This is a genomic window from Allosphingosinicella sp. (genome assembly GCF_035626655.1).
In the GTDB taxonomy this organism is placed as follows: domain Bacteria; phylum Pseudomonadota; class Alphaproteobacteria; order Sphingomonadales; family Sphingomonadaceae; genus Allosphingosinicella.
Genome location: NZ_DASPNF010000005.1, coordinates 420745 through 436306 on the forward strand (window position 1 = coordinate 420745; position 15562 = coordinate 436306).

A 15562-nucleotide genomic window follows, 5' to 3' on the forward strand; every position below is an offset into this window, starting at 1 on the left:
GGTATGGGGGGGACCGGGAGGGCCATTATTACCGCATGAATCTCGTCCGATCCTTCTCCTCGATCGGCATCCTCACCCTGGTCAGCCGGGTGCTGGGCTTCGTGCGCGACATGCTGATGGCGCGCTTCCTCGGCGCCGGCTTCGCCTCCGACGCCTTCCTGATTGCCTTCCGCCTGCCCAACATGTTCCGCGCCCTCTTCGCCGAGGGCGCCTTCGCCTCCGCCTTCGTGCCGAGCTTCAACCGCAAGGTTGGCGAGGATGACGGCAGACTGGACCGCGCCTTCCTGTTCGCCGAGCAGGCCCTGGCGATCCTCCTGCCCTTCCTGATCCTGTTCACCGGCCTGCTGATGCTGCTCGCCGGCCCCGCGGTGCTCGTCCTCTCCGGCGGCTTCAACGAGGTGACGCCCGAGCAGTTCGCCTTCGCCACCGAGCTGGCGCGGATCACCTTTCCCTATCTGCTCTTCATCTCCCTCGTCTCCCTGCTCGGCGGCATCCTCAACAGCCTGCACCGCTTCTGGGTGAATGCGGCGGCGCCGATCCTCCTCAACCTCACCCTGATCACCGCTTTGCTCTTCTTCCACGGGCCGGACGATTACGGCACCGCCCGCGCCCAGGCCTGGGGCGTCACCATTGCCGGCGTCCTGCAATTCCTCTGGCTCTGGCTCGCCTGCCGGCGCGCCGGGGTGAAGCTGAAGCTGCGCCTGCCCCGGCTGAATGACGACGTGAAGCAGCTCCTGAAATTGATCTGGCCCGCCGCGGCCGGCGCCGGCGCCATGCAGATCAACCTCGTCGTCTCGACCATGCTCGCCGCGCGCTTCCTCGACGAGGGCTCGGTCTCCTACATCTATTATGCGGACCGGCTGAACCAGCTGCCGCTCGGCCTGGTCGGCATCGGCCTCGGGACCGTGCTGCTGCCGACCATCGCCCGCATGCTCGCCGGCGGCGACGAGCGCGGCGCGCTCGATTTCCAGAAGAAGGGGCTGCAGCTCGCCCTCTTCCTCACTCTCCCCGCGACCGCTGCGCTCATCGTCAGCGCCGAGCCGATCATCCGCGGCCTGCTCCAATATGGCGCCTTCACCGACGGCGACGCGGTCGCCACCGCCTGGGCGCTCGCCGCCTTCTCGACGGGCCTGCCCGCCTACATCCTGATCAAGGTGCTGACCCCCGGCTATCACGCCCGCCAGGACATGAAGACGCCGCTGCGCTTCGCTTTGATCTCGATCGCGGTGAACCTGGTGCTCAACCTCATCCTGATCTGGCCGCTCAGGCATGTCGGCCCGCCGCTCGCCACGGCCATCGCCTCCTGGGTCAACGTCACCCTGCTCTATCTGACGCTCCGCAAGCGCGGCCAGTTCGAGATGGACCGCAGCCTGGCCAGCCTTGTCGCCCGGCTCGCGCTCGCCGCCTTGCTCATGGCCGCCGCCCTGTTCGCCGCCACGCCCTGGATCCGCCCCTTCCTCGCCGGCAATTTCGAGCATCGCGTCGCCGGCCTCGCGCTGCTGGTCGGCGGCGGCGTCATCGTCTATGCGGTCGCCGTCTTCGCCACGCGGGCCTATTCGCTCGCCGAGCTGAAGGCGTTCCTCCGGCGCAAACCACGACCGGAAGCAACAACGGGAAAGACTGACTGATGCGCGTCGTTTCAGGCATCCAGCCGACCGGCAACCTCCATCTCGGCAATTATCTCGGCGCGATCCGGCGCTGGGTCCGCATGCAGCACGAGATGGAGTGCCTGATCTTCCTGGCCGATCTCCACTCGCTCAGCGAACATATCCCGGCGGCCGAGCGCCGGCGCAACGTGCATGAGATGGCCGCCTCGCTGATCGCCTGCGGCATCGACCCCGAGATCGCCGTGCTCTACAATCAGGCGCGCATCCCCGCCCATGCCGAGCTCTGCTGGCTGCTCAACGGCACGGCACGGATGGGCTGGCTGAACCGCATGACCCAGTGGAAGGACAAGGCCGGCAAGAATCGCGAGGGCGCCTCGGTCGCTTTGTTCGACTATCCGGTGCTGCAGGCGGCGGATGTCCTGCTCTACCAGGCGACGCACGTGCCCGTCGGCGAGGACCAGAAACAGCATCTGGAGCTGGCCCGGGACATCGCCCAGAAGTTCAACACCGATTACGGGGTCGAGTTGTTCATCCTGCCCGAGCCGCTGATCGGCGAGACCGCGGCGCGGATCATGAGCCTGCGCGACGGCAATGCGAAAATGTCCAAGTCCGATCCGTCGGACATGAGCCGGGTCAATCTCGGCGACGACAGCGACACGATCGCGCAGAAGATCCGCAAGGCGAAGACCGATCCGGAGCCGCTGCCCGACAATGTCGACGCGCTGGCCGGCCGCCCCGAGGCGCTGAACCTCGTCACCATCTATGCGGCGCTCACCGACCGCTCCAGCCAGTCGGTGCTGGACGACTTTGCCGGCAAGGGCTTCGGCGCGTTCAAGCCCGCTCTGGCCGACCTCGTCGTCGAGACGCTGGCGCCGATCCGCGCCCGGCTGCAGGATTTCGACGCGCATCCCGAGGCGCTGGAGGCGATCCTCGAAAAGGGTTCGGCCAAAGCGGCAGCGCTCGCCGCGCCGACGCTGGAGAGAGCCTACCGCGCGATGGGCCTGCGTTGAGATGATGATGCGGCGGAACGCCGAGGGGTTCTCCATCGCCAGCTTCGATTTCAATGGTCGGTACAACGGGACCGTGCAGTGGCGGTTCGATGCACTGTCCCAACACTGGCTCAGCGTCTGTCGCGAATTTCTCGGCCACAATGGCGATAGCTTCAAAGCATCGTGGACCGGGCCTCTCGCCCACCTCGCCACGCACTTTACGTCGGCTTCCGGCTCGGCAATGCTCACGTCACGCGTCGACGACGAGATCGCCCTGTCCTCCGTGCTCATCGGCGGCCTGTCACGTGAGGCCGACCAATGGGTTCTCGATGCCTTCCTCACTTCGATGCGAGGCGTCGACCTCGTGCGCGGCAGTGCGCCGGATTCCGAGCCATTTCGCGAGCTTCTTGCGATCGAACATCGTCCGCTCATGGCAACTGTTTTCTGGGGCAATCCGCGTGTCACGGACCAGGATTATGAACTCGTCGTCGAGCTCGAGCGTCATCTGGCTGGCGTTTTCTTCTCCCCGCAGCAGCCCGGTTGAACCAGCCTATCAGGCGCTCGGGTTGCGTTGAACCGGCGGCGCACCCGGTGCGAAACCGCAATTGAGCTCGTAGACGACGTTGAACGGCGCGCGGTCGGGTTGGCCGTGCCCGGGCGGGCGGTGCAAATTGCCCGGCAGCAGCGGCTCGCGCCGGTAGACGATCCTGCAGACCGAGCCGACGTCGGGCAGATATTGGTGCCGGCTCGCCCAGAGCATGTACATGCGTTGCGGCCGTCCGCCCGGGGGCGCGACGTCCATGTCCGCATAGCTCGCGAAGATGCCCGAGTCGGGAGGCCGCGGCCCGACCGCGATCACGCGCGCATTCTCCATCCGGAGCAAGGGCGGCGGCGCCGCATCGGCCGCCAGCGCAGCGGCGAGCGTGAGGGACAGGATCATCGCGCGTTCGTCCCATCCCCTGCTTGAAGGCAGGATGAACTGACTGCGCCTGCGGCTTCCCGCGCCCCGCGGCGTCCAAGCCATGCGGGGGCGTCGCCCGGCGGTCCCGCATCGGTTCGTAAACCCATGGTTCAGCGGCCCTTTGTCAAACAGGCCAACTCGTTCTATATTCAGGATAAAGCTCCGCTCGTTCCGGCGGTGCCCCGACTGCAAAGGCTTGGTGCCATGTCACTCAGGAAATTGATCATTTCGGTCGCGGCCGCGGCCGCCTCGCTCGGCCTGTCCGCCTGCGCGACCGGCCTTCCCACCCAGGTGTCGCGCTTCCAGGCGATGCCGGCCCCGGCCGGGCAGAGCTTCGTGGTCCGCGCCGCGGACCGCGAAAAGAATGGCGGGCTCGAATTCGGCACCTATGCCGCTTTGGTCCGCCAGCATCTGACCGGGCTCGGCTATCGCGAGGCCTCGTCCGAAGCGGACGCGAATTTCATCGTGTCGCTCGATTATGGCGTCGACCAGGGCCGTGAGCGCGTCGTCGCCACGCCCGATCCGTTCCTCGATCCCTGGGGCTATCGCGGCTTCGGCCGTTACCCCTATTACAGCCGCTTCGGCTATGGCGGCTTCGGGCGCTACCGCAGCCCCTTCTTCTGGGGCTGGCACGACCCGTTCTGGGGCGGCTACGACGTGCACAGCTACACGCTCTACACCTCCTTCCTCGAGCTCGACATCCGCCGCGCCAGCGACGGCCAGTCCCTCTTCGAGGGCAAGGCCCAGGCCCGCAGCCGCAGCAACGAGCTGCCGCGGCTGGTCCCGAACCTGATCGAGGCGATGTTCACGGGCTTCCCCGGCAACAATGGCGAGACCGTCCGGATTACCGTCATGCCCGAGCGCGAGGGCCAGGCGCGGAACTAGGCTTCCGCCGTCTGCCGCCAGGGAAGGGGCCGGGTGACCGGCCCCTTTTTCTTTCGCCGCCGCCGCATTAGGTCCCAAGCGGAGGTCGGCCATGATCACGCTCTATCATCACCCGGGCGCCTGCTCGCTCGCGGCCCACATCATCCTCGAAGAGATCGGCGAACCGTTCACCGCCAGCCGGATCAACCTTGCCGCGGGCGAGCACCAGACGCCCGAATATCTGGCGATCAACCCGCACGGCAGGGTGCCGGCGCTGACCGATGGCGACTTCGTGCTGACGGAGAGCCCGGCGATCCTGTCCTGGCTCGGCCATCGCTTCCCCGAGGCGGGCCTGCTCGACCTCGCCGACGTCAACCGGCTCGGGCGGACGCACGAGCTGCTCAACTTCTTCTCGTCCAGCGTCCACATCGCCTTCGCGCAGCTCTGGCGCGCCGCCCGCTTTGCCGATGGCGAGGCCGCGCGCGAGGAGGTCATGGCCAGCGGTCGCCGCGCCATTGCGGCCTATTTCGCGGAGATCGAAGCCCTGGTCCCGGATGGCAGCTGGCTGGTCGGCGGCCGCTATTCGATCGCCGATCCCTATCTGCTGGTCTTCTATCGCTGGGGTGGCCGCATCGGGCTCGACATGACGGCCTATCCCGGCTGGACCGCGCACAAGCAGGCGATGCTCGCCCGCCCCGCAGTGCAGCGGGCGCTGGCGACCGAGGAAATCGAGGTCGTCTGACGTTCTGGCTGGCGCGCCCCGCGCTCCGGCGAAAGAGAAATTCCGAGCCCGGTCCGACGATTGTTGGATCAATGTTGGAAAATCTCTGATCTACGCTCGCGGATGAACACAGGGAAACGCCGCGGCGCGGGCGAAAGCGCGCCCTCCGTTCCGGACTTCGCGCCGGTGAAGCTCCGCTACCGCCATGACGGCCTCACGCCGGCGCGGCAGGTGGCGCTGATCCAGGCCTTTGCCGCCTGCGGCTGCATCCGCGAGGCCTGTGCGAAGGTCGGCGTGTCGCATGAGGCGGTCTATGCGCTCCGCCGGCGCCCGGACGCGCAGAGCTTCCGCCTCGCCATGGACCTCGCCCTCGACGGCGCGGTCGACAAGGTCGAGGACGCCGCTTTCGGCCGCGCCGTCAACGGCGTCGAGGTGCCGCATTATTACAAGGGCGAGCTGGTCGGCACCCACCGCCGCTATGACGAGCGGCTCGCCATGTTCCTGCTGCGCTACCGCAAGCCCTACCGCTACGGCAGGCATGTCGACCGGCGGGACCGGGCGCCGCATCCGGAACGCGCCGCGCTCGGCATGGCGGACGCCCTGACCTGGGTGGCCCGGGACGCCTGGTGCGACGAGGAAGGACAGCGCCGCCAGGTGATCGCCGAGCTGGCGCAGGACGGCGACGGGGAGCCGTGGAAATCGGCCAATCTGTTCCGCTGGGGCCCGGCCGCGAACGCGCCGGCGGAAGAGGATGAGGACGAGCTGGACGATGGCGATTTCGACCTCGGCGAGGACCCATGCTTCCCCGACGTGCCGTCAACAACGTCAACTTCCGCACCCGCCCGCAACCGCCGCATGCGCCGGAAAGCGGCCGCGAAGGCGCGGAAGCGATGACGGCGATGCGACGGAAAAGCTGCGCTCATTGGGTGTGCTCCGGCGAAGGCCGGAGCGCTGGCCGGCGGCAAAGCGGGTCTTACAACGCTCCTGCCTGCGCAGGAGCACGCAAGTCCATCGCGATCCCGAAGCCTCAGCTCTCCAGCTGGCGCGTCAGCAGGCGGATGTCGGCGTCGAGCTCGGCGTCGAGCGCGCGCAGCTTCTCGATCTGCCGCACGGCGTGGATCACCGTGGTGTGATCGCGCCCGCCGAAGCGGCGGCCGATCTCGGGCAGCGAGCGCGGCGTGAGCTGCTTGGAGAGGTACATGGCGACCTGGCGCGGCCGCGCCACCTCGCGAGCCCGGCGGGCCGAGGTCATCTCGGCCTTGCGGATCCGGTAATGGTCGCTGACCCGGGTCTGGATCTCGTCGATCGAGATGCGGCGCTGGTTGGCGCGCAGGATGTTCGCGAGCACCTCGCCGACGAAGTCGAGGTCGATCACCCGGTTCTGCATCGTCGCATAGGCGGCGATCCGGTTGAGCGCGCCCTCCAGCTCGCGGACGTTGGAGCTGATTCGCTTGGCGAGGAACATCACCACGTCGTCGGGCACGCTGACGTCGGGCAGGGCCTCCAGTTTCTTGGTGATGATGTTGAGCCGGAGCTCCAGGTCGGCCGCATTGATGTCGGCGACCAGGCCCCAGGAGAGGCGCGAGAGGATCCGCGGCTCGAGCCCGTCCAGGTCCTGCGGCGCGCGGTCGGAGCTGATCACGAAGCGCCGGCCGGCCGACATGATCTCGTTCATCGTGTGGAAGAATTCTTCCTGGGTCGATTCCTTGCCGGCGATGAACTGGACGTCGTCGATCATCAGCAGGTCGGCGGAGCGCAGCTGCTGCTTGAACTTGAAGGTCTCGTTGGCGCGCAGGGCGGCGAGGAACTCGACAGTGAACTTCTCCGCCGACATGTAGACGATCTTGGCGCGCGGCCGGAGGCGATGGAATTCGTGGCCGATCGCATGCAGCAAGTGGGTCTTGCCGCGGCCGGTGCCGCCATGGATGAAGAGCGGGTTGAAGGCGACCTTGTCCGAGGTGGCGAGCGTCTGGGCGGCGCTGAACGCGACCTCGTTCGCCTTCCCGACCACGAAATTCTCGAAGCGGTAGCGGGGCTCCAGCGCGACCGAGTAGAGGCCGGGAGCCGCCTTCGCCTCCTTCTCGGGCGGGGCCGGGATCTCGACCAGGGCAGCGGTGCTGGGCGCGCCCGGGCCGACGCAGATGCGGATCTGGCGGACCTCCGGCAGGCGCGCCTTCCAGGCGAGGGTCAGCCGCTCGGCGAAATGGGTCTGCACCCAGTCGGCCATGAACTGGGACGGGAGCTGCAGGCGGAGCGTGCCGCTGTCGGCGTCGAAGTCGCCGAGCGCAATCGGGCGGAGCCAGCCGTCGAAGGTGCGGGCGCCGCAGTCGCGGCGAAGATTCGCGCGAATCGATTCCCATGCGGACGCGATCATGCCGCCCACATCCGCTGCCGTGTCCAATCCGCCTTCAGCTGCTCTCTGCACCGCGTGCGCACCCCTCGATCCTCGGCGCCCGTCCGCTGGACGGGGCTCCTTTTTCAGCGCAAATGTTCCCCCGTGCGGATAGCCCCCGGCCAGCCGCAGCCTTTGTTGATTTTGTTGTTGCGCCGGCCAGGAGATTCGCCTGGCCAGACCCCTTTCTTGGAACCGCGAGGGGGCCGGCGCAAGCTGAAAAAAATCTGTCATGCGAAAGAAATATGTTGACCTGTCAAAAACGGCAGAAAACCGTGACTCGTCATAACTTCGCATTACATTTCAGATACTTGGATTGATCTGCAATCTCTGATGCCAGGTGTGGCGAACCGCGAATCGCGGGGAATCCTAGGGTTTCCCGATCCGTTCCAAACCGGCCGGAATCGGGCACGAAAAAACCCGCCGGAGTGGACCGGCGGGTCGCTTTTTCGATGCGGCTAAAGCGCTTAGGCGAGCGCGCTCACGCGCTTCGTCAGCCGCGACAATTTCCGCGCCGCGGTGTTCTTGTGCAGCACGCCGCGGGCGACGCCGCGGGCCAGCTCCGGCTGCATGCGGGCGATGGCCGCCCTGGCCTCGTCCTTGTTGCCGGACGCGAGCGCCGATTCGACCTGCTTCACGAAGGTGCGAATGCGGCTGACGCGGGCGCCGTTGATTTCGGCCCGCTTCGCGTTGCGGAGGATGCGCTTCTTTGCTTGCGGCGTATTCGCCATCTCAAATGCCTCGTAACTGAAAATGAAAAGGGCGCGGCCTCGCACCGCACCCGCTCAGGGGGCGCCCTCTACGTGGAGAGAGCCGAATCGTCAAGTCAGCGCTGGCACTTCGGGCAGAAGAAGGTCGACCGGCCCGAATCGACGCGGCGGCGAATCGCCGTGGCGCAGCGCGGACAGGGCAGCCCTTCCCGGCCATAGACCCGCCATTCCTTCGAGAAATAGCCGAGCTCGCCGTCCGGCTGGACATAGTCGCGGAGCGTCGAGCCGCCGGCCGCGATCGCCGCGCCGAGCACGTCCTTCACCGCCACCGCGAGCCGGTCGAGCCGGGCGCGGGCGATCTGCCCCCCTGCCCGCCCCGGCGCGATCTGCGCGAGGTTGAGCGCATCGCAGACATAGATGTTGCCCAGCCCGGCGACGATTCTCTGGTCGAGCAGCAGCGCCTTGATCGGCGCCGCCCGGCCGTCCAGCGCCTTCGCCAAAGCGGCCCCGTCGAAATCCCCGCCCAGCGGCTCCGGCCCCATCTTCACGAACGGGGGATAGGCCGCGAGCGCGTCGGTGCGGACCAGGTCGAGCGAGCCGAAGCGGCGATGATCGTTGAGCGCCAGCCGCCGCCCCTGGTCGGTCTCGATCACGACATGGTCATGCTTGCCGATCTCCGCGGGATCGATCCGCCAATGGCCCGACATGCCGAGATGGAAGATCATCGTATCGCCGCGGTCGGTGTCGATCAGGCCATATTTCGCCCGCCGCCCGAGCCCCGTCACCACGGCGCCGGTCACCCGCTGGCGCAGGTCCGGCGGGAAGGGCCAGCGCAGATCGGCGCGGCGCAGGTCGAGCGATTCGATCCGGTGCCCTTCCAGGATCGGGCGCAAGCCGCGCACCGTCGTCTCGACTTCGGGTAACTCAGGCATGTTTCACCATGGCTTATCCCCTGCTAGAGCCCGCCGCGATGGACAAGGTCTCTTTCGGCCACGAGCAGGTCAGCCCCGAGGAAAAGACGCGGCGGGTGCGCGGCGTTTTTTCCAGCGTCGCCAGACGATATGATCTGATGAACGATCTGATGTCGGGCGGCCAGCACCGGCTGTGGAAGCACGCATTCGTGCGCAAGGTCCGCCCGCGCAAGGGTGAGACGATCCTCGACATGGCCGGCGGCACCGGCGACATCGCCTTCCGGCTGGCCCGCGCCGGCGCCCGGGTGACCGTCGCGGACATCAATCCCGAGATGCTCGCGGTCGGAGTGGAGCGGGCCAGGCTACGCGGCATCGAAGGCCTGGTCTGGGCTGAGGAGAATGCGGAAAAGCTCAGCTTCGCCGAGAGCAGCTTCGACGCCTACACGATCGCCTTCGGCATCCGGAACGTGACCGACATCCCCGCCGCGCTCCGCGAGGCCCACCGGGTGCTGCGCTTCGGCGGCCGTTTCTTCTGCCTCGAATTCTCGCAGACCCAGTGGCCCGGCTTCGCGACGCTCTATGAGACCTATTCGCGCCGGGTGGTGCCGAAGATCGGCAAGGCGGTGGCGAGCGACGAGGACAGCTATCGCTATCTGATCGAATCGATCGAGCGCTTCCCCGACATGCCGGGCTTCGCGCGGCTGATCGAGGCGGCCGGCTTCCGCAACGTGAAGGCCGAGCCGATCCTCGGCGGCCTCGTCGCCATTCACAGCGGCTGGAAGATTTGACCCGCTCCGTCACCCATGTCTGGCGCCTGCTGAAATGGGGCCGGGTGCTGGCGCGGCACGGCGCGCTGCGCGGCATCGAGCGCGATCCGAACACGCCGCCGCCCGTCCGCCGCCTCTGCCGCCTCGCCCGCTTCGGCGCCCGCATCCCGGACGTGCCCCGCTATGCCGAGGCCTTCCAGGCGATCGGGCCGGCGGCGATCAAGCTCGGCCAGGCGCTGGCCACCCGCCCGGACCTGGTCGGCGAGGCGGCCGCGCATGATCTTGCCAGGCTGCAGGACAGCCTGCCCCCCGCCCCGTTCGCGCAGATCCGCCCGTCGATCGAGCAGGCGCTCGGCCGCCCGCTCGAGGAGGTCTTCGCCGAGATCGACCCGGAGCCGGTCGGGGCCGCCTCGATCGCCCAGGTCCACCGCGCCGTCACCACCGACGGCAAGGTCGTCGCGGTCAAGGTGCTCCGCCCCGGTATCGAGGAGGATTTCGCCGACGCGATCGAGACCTATGAATGGGCGGCCGCGCAAGTCGAGGCGATGGGCGGCGAGGCCGCGCGCCTCAGGCCACGGCTCGTCGTCGCCACCTTCCGGCAATGGACGAACCGCGAGCTCGACCTTCGCCAGGAGGCCGCCTCCGCCTCGGAGCTCCGACAGAACCTTATCGCCGAAACCGGCTTCTTCGTGCCGGAGATCGACTGGAGCCGCACCTCCCGCCGGGTGCTGACGCTCGAATGGATCGACGGCATCAAGCTCACCGACAGGAAGAAGCTGATCGAGGCCGGCCATGACGTGAAGGCGCTTGCCGCCACGCTCGTGCGCGTCTTCCTGCGCCAGGCGGTGGTCGACGGCTTCTTCCACGCCGATCTCCACCAGGGCAATCTCTTCGCCCTGCCCGACGGCCGCCTCGCCGCCATCGATTTCGGGATCATGGGCCGGATCGACCGCCAGGCCCGAATCTGGCTTGCCGAGATCCTCTACGGCCTGCTCACCGGCAATTACCGCCGCGTCGCGGAGATCCATTTCGAGGCGCAATATGTGCCCCACCACCACAATATCGACGAGTTCGCGACCGCTTTGCGGGCGGTCGGCGAGCCCATGCGCGGCCTGCCCGCCAAGGAAGTCTCGCTCGGCCAGATGCTCGAGGGCCTGTTCAAGATCACCCGCGACTTCGACATGCCGACCCAGCCGCACCTGCTGCTGCTGCAGAAGACGATGGTCATGGAGGAAGGCGTCGCCACCTGGCTCGATCCCGACATCAACATGTGGGAGACGGCCGAGCCCTTCCTCACCGAATGGGCGCGCAGCGAGCTCGGCCCCGAGGCGCGCATCGCCGACGAACTGATCCGCGGCTTCCGCCTGCTCCGCAAGCTTCCCGACCTCGTCCGCCGGATCGATTATTATTACCCGCCACCCGGCGCCGCCCCGCCCGCGCCGCCGCTGCCCGAGATCGCACTGATCCGTCCCCACCGCTTCTGGCCGATCGCGCTGACCGCGCTGCTGTCAGCCGCGGCCGGCGTGGCGGCGACGCTCTGGCTGACTTGATGCGAGCGATCCCGGTCGAGTTCGATCCCGCTGCGGTCGCGGCCATCGACGGCCGGCTCGACGGGATCGGGCACGCGGGCGCCCATGTCCTGCTCGCCATCGAGAGTGGCAGCCGCGCCTGGGGCTTCCCCTCGCCGGACAGCGACTATGACTGTCGCTTCCTCTTCGTGCGACGCGAGGATGACTATCTGACGCCATGGCCGAAGCGCGACGTGATCGAGACACCGCTCGAAGGGGATCTCGACGTCAACGGCTGGGAGCTCGGCAAGGCGCTGAAGCTGCTGCTCAAGGGCAATGCCGTGGTGATCGAATGGCTGATGTCGCCGATCGTCTATCGCGGCGACCCCGCCTTCCGCACCGACATGCGCGCGCTGGCGCGGGATCATGCCGACGCCCGTTGCATCGCCCGCCACTATCTCCATCTGGGCGAGCGCCAGCGCAGCACCTATTTCGCCGATGGCAAGGCGGTGAAGCTCAAGAAGATATTCTACGCCCTGCGTCCCGCCGCCGCGCTGCGCTGGCTTCGGCTGCATCCGGACGCCGCGATCGCGCCGATGCACTTCCCAACGCTGATGGCGGAGTGCGACCCACCCGCCGATCTGGCCGCGCTCGTCGACGAACTCATCGCTCGAAAGGCGGTCACCCGGGAGCTCGGCGAAACACCTCTCCCCGCGGCCGTCGAGCGGTTTATCGACACCGAGTTCACCATCGCTGCAGCCATGCCGCGGGAGCGCACGACGCTGTCGGGAGCGGCAAGGGAGGCTGCAGAAGCGCTGTTCCGCAAATGGGTACGGGCTTGATCTTGGCGCGCTCCGTGCTCAGGTCATGCGCATGAACGGCAGGAAGGTCCTCCTGATCGTCGGCGGCGGGATCGCGGCCTACAAGGCGTGCGAGCTGGTCCGGCTGATCCGCAAGGCGGGCGGCAGCGTGCGCTGCGTGCTGACCGCCGGCGGCGCCCAGTTCATCACGCCGATGACGCTCGCCGCGCTCTCCGAGCAGCAGGTCTTCACCAATCTCTTCGACCTCAAGGACGAGGCGGAGATGGGCCATATCCAGCTCAGCCGCGAGGCGGACCTGGTCGTGGTGGCGCCGGCGACGGCTGACCTGCTCGCGAAGATGGCGGCGGGGATCGCCGACGATCTCGCCACCACCTTGCTGCTCGCCACCGACAAGCAGGTGCTCGCCGCGCCGGCGATGAACGTGCGCATGTGGCAGCATGCGGCCACACAGCGGAATGTGGCGCAGCTCCGCAACGACGGCGTCACCGTGCTGGAGCCCGACGAGGGCGAGATGGCCTGCGGCGAATATGGACCGGGACGCCTGCCCGAGCCCGAGGCGATCTTCGCCGCGATCCAGGCGGCGCTGGGCGGCCCAGGACCGCTTTCCGGCCGGCATGTCATCGTCACCGCCGGCCCGACGCACGAGCCGATCGATCCGGTCCGCGTCATCGCCAACCGCTCCTCGGGCAAGCAGGGTTTCGCCATCGCCGGGGCGCTTGCCGCACTCGGCGCCAGGGTGACGCTGGTGGCCGGGCCGGTGAACCTGGAGACGCCGGCCGGGGTCGCGCGGCGCGACGTCGAGACCGCCGAGGAGATGGAGCAGGCGGTGCTCGCCGCTCTGCCCGCAGACGCCGCCGTGCTCGTCGCGGCGGTGGCCGACTGGCGGGTCGAGCCGGCCGGCGAGAAGCTCAAGAAGGAGGCCGGCCCGCCGGTGCTCGACTGGCGCCGCACGCCCGACATCCTGGCCGGGCTCGCCACCCACGACCTGCGTCCGCACCTGATCGTCGGCTTCGCGGCCGAGACCGAGAATGTCGCCGCCGAGGCCGCCGCCAAGCGCGCGCGCAAGGGCGCCGACTGGATCGTCGCCAACGACGTCTCCGGCGACGTGATGGGCGGCGACGCCAATGCCGTCCATCTGATCACCGGCACCGATGCCGAAAGCTGGGACCGCATGTCCAAGACCGACGTCGCGCGCCGCCTCGCGCAGAGAATCGCCCATGCGCTCAGCTGAGATCCGGATCGAGTTGAAGCGCCTGCCACACGGCGAGGGGCTGCCCATGCCGGCCTACGGCTCCGAACATGCCGTCGGGCTCGACGCGATTGCCGCGGAGGACGTCACCCTCCCCCCGGGCGCGCGACATCCGGTGAAAACCGGGATCGCGCTGGCGATTCCGCACGGCTACGAAGTACAGGTCCGCTCGCGCTCGGGAACTGCAGTCCGGAACGGAATCACCTGCCTGACTGGCACGATCGATGCCGACTATCGTGGCGAGATCATGGTCGTGCTGGTCAATCTCGGCCAGGAACCTTTCGAGATTCGCCGCGGCGATCGCATCGCCCAGCTCGTCCCGGCCCCTGTGCTCCGCGCGGCGTTCGTCGAGGTCGAGGCGCTGGACGAGACCGCGCGCGGCGAGGGCGGATTCGGCTCGACGGGGAGGTAGGGATGACGAGTCTGCTGTTGCTTGCTTTCGCCCAGGCGGCCGCCCAGCCGGCGGCGCCGCCTCTGCCGCGGGACTGGTCCACCTTGCCCCAGCTGGAGCTGGGCCGCCGGGCAAGGGCGGCGCCAGAGGACACGGCCGCGATCATGGATCTTGCCCGCCGGCAGCCCGAATGCCGCACGAGCGTGGGCCCGATCGGCGGCGAGGGGAGCGACATGCATGGCGTCCGCATCGACCTCGCCGTCCTGGTCAATCCCGACGGCAGCTTCCGCAGCATCGTCGCCAGGCCGGGGGCGTGCGACGCGATCCGCAACTATGCCCGCTCCGTCGTGAACACCCGCTTCCGCGGCCAGGTCACGGCGCCAACGGGGCCGGGCCCCGCCTGGTACGGGACGACGCTCACCTTCTTCGGGCGGCCGTGACCCTCAGCGACGAACAGCTCGACCGTTACGCGCGCCACATCGTTCTCAAGGAGATTGGCGGCGCGGGCCAGCGCAAGCTGCTGCAGGCCGAGGTGGTGATCGTCGGCGCCGGCGGGATCGGCTCGCCGGCCATCCAGTATCTGGCGGCGGCCGGGGTCGGGCGGCTCACCATCCTCGACGACGACAAGGTCGAGCTCGCCAATTTGCAGCGCCAGGTGCTGTTCACGACCAGGGATATCGGCGCGGCCAAGTCCCGCCTCGCCAAGCGCAAGGTGGAGGCGCTGAACCCCGACGTGGCGGTGGATTTCTCGGCGCGGCGGATCGGGCCGGACAATGCCCTGCGCTTCGTCGAGGGCGCGACGGTGGTGCTCGACGGCTCCGACAATTTCGCCACCCGCCTCGCCGTCTCGGACGCCTGCACCAGGGCGCGCGTACCTTTGGTCTCGGCCGCGATCGGCCAGTTCCAGGCGCAGATCGGGACGTGGCGCGGCTGGGAGCCCGACAGGCCCTGCTATCGCTGCTTCGTGGGCGATGCCTTCGACGCCGACGATTGCGACACCTGCGCGGAGCTCGGCGTGCTCGGCGCCATGGCCGGGCTGGCCGGCACGTTCGCGGCGCTCGAAGTGGTGCGCGAGATCGTCGGGTTCGGCCAGAGCTCCTCGGGCCGCCTCCACCTGTTCAACGGGCTCACGCCGGAAATGCGATCGATCCGCATCGTAAAGGATCCTTCCTGCCGGGCATGCGGTCAGCCGGCGACGGCGTGATAAAGCTGACTGACGAGGCGGTTCGTCGCCTCGGGCTGGGTCGCATAGGTGAGGCCGATGCCGGCAGCGAGGCAGAGCAACAGGAAGGGCCAGCTCAGCATCCGCCCGAGCAATGACGGCCGGCGCTGACGCGTCCTGGCCGGCACGAAATGGACCGGCGTCACCGGCGGCTCCCCGAGGATCTGGGCCTTCTCGGCGGCGAACTCCTCGATGGTGAGGGCGCCCTGCTCGTAGAGACGGACCAGCCGCTCGAGCGCGGTCAGGCGCTCGCTGACGGCTTCGAGATTGGCCGGAGGGGCCGGGACATGCTCCGCGACCGGCGGAACGAGGGCGAGGTGCGGCGGCGGCGCCTCGTCCGTCGCCACCTGCGGATGCCCCCGGCTGATACTGAGCCTGCCCGTACGCATCCGGCCTTTCTGGCAGGCCCGCGTAAAGCGAGTTCAAGCAGGCACGGTTAAGGCTGGATC

General features: G+C 68.3%; 18 protein-coding genes. 13 read left to right on the plus strand and 5 right to left on the minus strand.

The features are described 5' to 3' along the window. The first annotated feature begins 35 nt into the window (after window positions 1-35). From murJ to VEC11_RS05010, 3 genes are read left to right on the plus strand one after another with little or no spacing between them, the layout of a single operon-like run. Window positions 36-1628 (plus strand): murein biosynthesis integral membrane protein MurJ, encoded by a 1593-nt coding sequence (gene murJ, locus VEC11_RS05000; protein WP_464129495.1) that lies wholly within the window; start codon window positions 36-38, stop codon window positions 1626-1628. Then, entirely contained in the window at window positions 1628-2617 is a 990-nt protein-coding gene (gene trpS, locus VEC11_RS05005) for a tryptophan--tRNA ligase (protein ID WP_464129496.1), read from the plus strand. Before murJ ends, trpS begins: the two co-directional genes overlap by 1 nt. Before the next feature lies 1 nt (window position 2618). Then, window positions 2619-3140, plus strand: coding sequence for a hypothetical protein (locus VEC11_RS05010; protein WP_464129497.1), 522 nt, complete (start codon window positions 2619-2621; stop codon window positions 3138-3140). Between the two features lie 9 nt (window positions 3141-3149). Here VEC11_RS05010 and VEC11_RS05015 read toward each other — a convergent pair whose 3' ends face one another. Continuing rightward, on the minus strand, window positions 3150-3536 hold the full coding sequence (locus VEC11_RS05015) for a hypothetical protein (RefSeq protein ID WP_464129498.1): 387 nt from the start codon (window positions 3534-3536) through the stop codon (window positions 3150-3152). A 225-nt stretch (window positions 3537-3761) separates the two neighbouring features. On the opposite strand from VEC11_RS05015, the gene VEC11_RS05020 reads away from it, so the two are divergent. The 3 genes from VEC11_RS05020 (at window position 3762) to VEC11_RS05030 (ending at window position 6036) form a co-directional block, all read left to right on the plus strand. After that, window positions 3762-4442: a DUF4136 domain-containing protein gene (locus VEC11_RS05020; RefSeq protein WP_464129499.1), complete on the plus strand. Its 681-nt coding sequence runs from the start codon at window positions 3762-3764 to the stop codon at window positions 4440-4442. Between the two features lie 91 nt (window positions 4443-4533). Next, window positions 4534-5163: a glutathione S-transferase family protein gene (locus VEC11_RS05025; RefSeq protein ID WP_464129500.1), complete on the plus strand. Its 630-nt coding sequence runs from the start codon at window positions 4534-4536 to the stop codon at window positions 5161-5163. 102 nt (window positions 5164-5265) lie between these two features. Further along, window positions 5266-6036 (plus strand): hypothetical protein, encoded by a 771-nt coding sequence (locus tag VEC11_RS05030; protein ID WP_464129501.1) that lies wholly within the window; start codon window positions 5266-5268, stop codon window positions 6034-6036. Between the two features lie 133 nt (window positions 6037-6169). Here the strand turns inward: VEC11_RS05030 and dnaA are convergent, their stop codons facing one another. From dnaA to mutM, 3 genes are all read right to left on the minus strand, one after another. Beyond that, window positions 6170-7516: a chromosomal replication initiator protein DnaA gene (dnaA, locus tag VEC11_RS05035; protein WP_464129502.1), complete on the minus strand. Its 1347-nt coding sequence runs from the start codon at window positions 7514-7516 to the stop codon at window positions 6170-6172. A gap of 485 nt (window positions 7517-8001) precedes the next feature. Beyond that, window positions 8002-8265 carry a 30S ribosomal protein S20 gene (rpsT, locus tag VEC11_RS05040; protein WP_464129503.1) on the minus strand — a complete coding sequence of 88 codons (264 nt, stop codon included), beginning with the start codon at window positions 8263-8265 and terminating at the stop codon, window positions 8002-8004. Between the two features lie 95 nt (window positions 8266-8360). Continuing rightward, window positions 8361-9176 (minus strand): bifunctional DNA-formamidopyrimidine glycosylase/DNA-(apurinic or apyrimidinic site) lyase, encoded by an 816-nt coding sequence (gene mutM, locus VEC11_RS05045; protein WP_464129504.1) that lies wholly within the window; start codon window positions 9174-9176, stop codon window positions 8361-8363. Between the two features lie 38 nt (window positions 9177-9214). Between mutM and VEC11_RS05050 the strand changes: the two genes are divergently transcribed. The 7 genes from VEC11_RS05050 to VEC11_RS05080 are packed head-to-tail and all read left to right on the plus strand — an operon-like array spanning window position 9215 to window position 15095. Then, window positions 9215-9943 (plus strand): class I SAM-dependent methyltransferase, encoded by a 729-nt coding sequence (locus VEC11_RS05050; RefSeq protein WP_464129505.1) that lies wholly within the window; start codon window positions 9215-9217, stop codon window positions 9941-9943. Beyond that, window positions 9940-11472: a 2-polyprenylphenol 6-hydroxylase gene (ubiB, locus tag VEC11_RS05055; protein WP_464129506.1), complete on the plus strand. Its 1533-nt coding sequence runs from the start codon at window positions 9940-9942 to the stop codon at window positions 11470-11472. Before VEC11_RS05050 ends, ubiB begins: the two co-directional genes overlap by 4 nt. Next, window positions 11472-12272, plus strand: coding sequence for a nucleotidyltransferase domain-containing protein (locus tag VEC11_RS05060; protein WP_464129507.1), 801 nt, complete (start codon window positions 11472-11474; stop codon window positions 12270-12272). Before ubiB ends, VEC11_RS05060 begins: the two co-directional genes overlap by 1 nt. Window positions 12273-12303: 31 nt before the next feature. Then, window positions 12304-13482, plus strand: a complete 1179-nt coding sequence (gene coaBC, locus VEC11_RS05065) for a bifunctional phosphopantothenoylcysteine decarboxylase/phosphopantothenate--cysteine ligase CoaBC (protein ID WP_464129508.1) — start codon at window positions 12304-12306, stop codon at window positions 13480-13482. Further along, complete coding sequence (gene dut / locus VEC11_RS05070; RefSeq protein WP_464129509.1) at window positions 13469-13912, plus strand: dUTP diphosphatase; 444 nt, start codon at window positions 13469-13471, stop codon at window positions 13910-13912. Before coaBC ends, dut begins: the two co-directional genes overlap by 14 nt. A gap of 2 nt (window positions 13913-13914) precedes the next feature. Beyond that, window positions 13915-14331, plus strand: coding sequence for a hypothetical protein (locus VEC11_RS05075; RefSeq protein ID WP_464129510.1), 417 nt, complete (start codon window positions 13915-13917; stop codon window positions 14329-14331). Further along, window positions 14328-15095: a HesA/MoeB/ThiF family protein gene (locus VEC11_RS05080; protein WP_464129511.1), complete on the plus strand. Its 768-nt coding sequence runs from the start codon at window positions 14328-14330 to the stop codon at window positions 15093-15095. The genes VEC11_RS05075 and VEC11_RS05080 overlap by 4 nt, the downstream gene beginning before the upstream one ends. On the opposite strand, the gene VEC11_RS05085 is transcribed toward VEC11_RS05080, so the two are convergent. Beyond that, window positions 15077-15502 carry an SHOCT domain-containing protein gene (locus tag VEC11_RS05085; protein WP_464129512.1) on the minus strand — a complete coding sequence of 142 codons (426 nt, stop codon included), beginning with the start codon at window positions 15500-15502 and terminating at the stop codon, window positions 15077-15079. The two genes, VEC11_RS05080 and VEC11_RS05085, sit on opposite strands and share 19 nt — an antisense overlap. Between the last annotated feature and the right edge of the window lie 60 nt (window positions 15503-15562).